Origin of the sequence: Klebsiella sp. TF21-TM (assembly GCF_019753495.1) — a bacterium.
In the GTDB taxonomy this organism is placed as follows: Bacteria; Pseudomonadota; Gammaproteobacteria; order Enterobacterales; family Enterobacteriaceae; genus Klebsiella; species Klebsiella quasipneumoniae.
On the sequence record NZ_JAIJYL010000089.1, the window covers coordinates 1 to 1,948 of the forward strand.

Annotated in this window: 3 protein-coding genes and 2 pseudogenes; 4 read left to right on the forward strand and 1 reads right to left on the reverse strand. The window is 52.6% G+C overall.

Features of this window, described 5'->3' with window-relative positions:
• The 4 genes and pseudogenes from K5R89_RS26950 to tnpB form a co-directional block, all read left to right on the forward strand.
• Window positions 1-384: transposase (locus tag K5R89_RS26950; protein ID WP_221853876.1), on the forward strand; the 384-nt coding region annotated here is incomplete at its 5' end.
• On the forward strand, window positions 366-581 hold the full coding sequence (locus tag K5R89_RS27835) for a hypothetical protein (RefSeq protein ID WP_313771227.1): 216 nt from the start codon (window positions 366-368) through the stop codon (window positions 579-581). The genes K5R89_RS26950 and K5R89_RS27835, both read left to right, overlap by 19 nt.
• A gap of 595 nt (window positions 582-1,176) precedes the next feature.
• On the forward strand, window positions 1,177-1,584 hold the full coding sequence (locus tag K5R89_RS26955; protein WP_077269281.1) for a transposase: 408 nt from the start codon (window positions 1,177-1,179) through the stop codon (window positions 1,582-1,584).
• Window positions 1,581-1,805, forward strand: a pseudogene (tnpB, locus tag K5R89_RS26960) (IS66 family insertion sequence element accessory protein TnpB); the annotation flags it as partial. The gene K5R89_RS26955 and the pseudogene tnpB, both read left to right, overlap by 4 nt.
• Window positions 1,806-1,872: 67 nt before the next feature.
• Here tnpB and K5R89_RS26965 read toward each other — a convergent pair.
• A pseudogene (locus K5R89_RS26965) lies at window positions 1,873-1,948 on the reverse strand (hypothetical protein); the annotation flags it as partial.

The following is a 1,948-nucleotide window of genomic DNA, read 5'->3' on the forward strand; positions in this document are numbered from 1 at the left end:
GAGCATGACCTCAATCAGCTGGGTAATCTGCTTCATGGAGAGGAGCAATTTGTCTCAGCCGATGCCGGCTACCAAGGAGCGCCACAGCGCGAGGAGCTGGCCGAGGTGGATGTGGACTGGCTGATCGCCGAGCGTCCCGGCAAGGTAAAAACCTTGAAGCAGCATCCGCGCAAGAACAAAACGGCCATCAACATCGAATATATGAAAGCCAGCATCCGTGCCAAGGTGGAGCACCCGTTTCGCATCATCAAGCGGCAGTTCGGCTTCGTGAGAGCCAGATACAGGGGGCTGCTGAAAAACGATAACCAACTGGCGATGTTATTCACCCCGGCCAACCTGTTTCGGGTGGACCAAATGATACGTCAGTGGGAGAGATCTCAGTAAAAACCGGAAATAACGCCAGAAATGGTGGAAAAAATAGCCTAAATAGGCTGATTCGATGTGTTTGCGGGAAAAAAATCGGCCCAGATCCGCGAAATTTTAATCAGCGAGTCAGCTTGGGAAGAAATGACCTGCTTATTCGCACCTTCCATAGCGTTATCCCCGCCCTGAAAGACGAGGATATAAGGGGGTTCCGCTAACTGCCCGTATTCTCCCTCTCTTCAGAAGAAGTCAAGCAGGTGGTAAGGCGTAGCTTTGTTTTCACCTGCACGGGCCATTGCAATTTATAAGTGCTTCACGGATAAGGTCTGGAATTGAATGTCAGTCAGTTACAACGGGCGCGGGCTAAGAGACATATTATCATCGGCCAAGATGTTACCCGAACTACCTGACCCGCCCCCTTCCTTGCGGAAAGAGGCTTTTCACAATACCAGGACTGAGCGGGATTCATGAACCGTCTTCTGCAGGACGTGAGGCGGTCCCGTTTGCTTTTCTCATCGCCAGGCTGTACTGCCAGGTGGAAACCAGACAGACCAGTAAAACCGGTATCATCATCAGACCCAGAAGCTTCCATCCCAGTAAAGCCAGTATCACGCCCGCTCCGGATGTGGCTATCGCGGAGAAAACAAAACGGCTGGGCTACGCCCGCCGATGGCGTTCCAGACAGAGGATATCGACTGGCTGGTAGGAGCGCTTGATAAAGTACTGAGTAAGCGTCATCTCAGTACCGTCTGTTGAAATTTCCGGTGATTGACGATGATAGAGTCCTCTTATAAACGTTAATGGACTCTATCAATGTCAGATTCTCTTCGTCCCCGCAGGGTTCGTGCGTCTTACTCCATGGACTTTAAACTGGAACTTGTCGAAAAATCTTATCAGCCTGGAGCCTGCGTGGCCCAACTGGCCAGAGAACACGGGATTAATGACAATCTGTTGTTTACATGGCGCCAGCGCTACAGCCACCTTTTGCCCGATGAAATACAACGTTCAGTCAGTAAACCTGATGCTGTCATCCCTGTTGTGGTATCTGACATGTCCCTGTCACATCATGCAGTACCACACTATGAACCATCCGGTTCCGCTTACGGTGAGGTGATGACCTGCGAAGTGGCTGTCGGGAGCGTCAGTCTGCGCCTGACAGGGAACTTATCTCCCGCTATCCTGAAAACACTGCTTCGCGAACTGACCGGGAGGGGACGATGATCTCCCTCCCGTCTGGCACCCGTATCTGGCTGGTCGCCGGCGCCACCGACATGCGTAAATCCTTCAACGGTCTGGGCGAGCAGATACAGCACGTACTGGATGAGAACCCCTTCTCCGGCCACCTGTTCATCTTCCGTGGCCGCCGGGGTGATACCGTCAAAATTCTCTGGGCAGATGCGGATGGACTGTGCCTCTTCACCAAACGCCTTGAGGTTGGTGAACTTCTGCCGTGGAACGTGGCTATACCTGCCTGACCAGTGTCAATACGGCGTCCGGTTAACGCTTACAGACCTTCAGCCCGGTGGAATCAATCACCAGATGCGCGATTTCACCCCGGGTGAACGTTTTGAAACTGACATTAACC

Bases quoted from the DNA above. Each gene is read 5' to 3' on its own strand.
- K5R89_RS26955 (WP_077269281.1), top strand. From the start codon at position 1,177: ATGTCAGATTCTCTTCGTCCCCGCAGGGTTCGTGCGTCTTACTCCATG.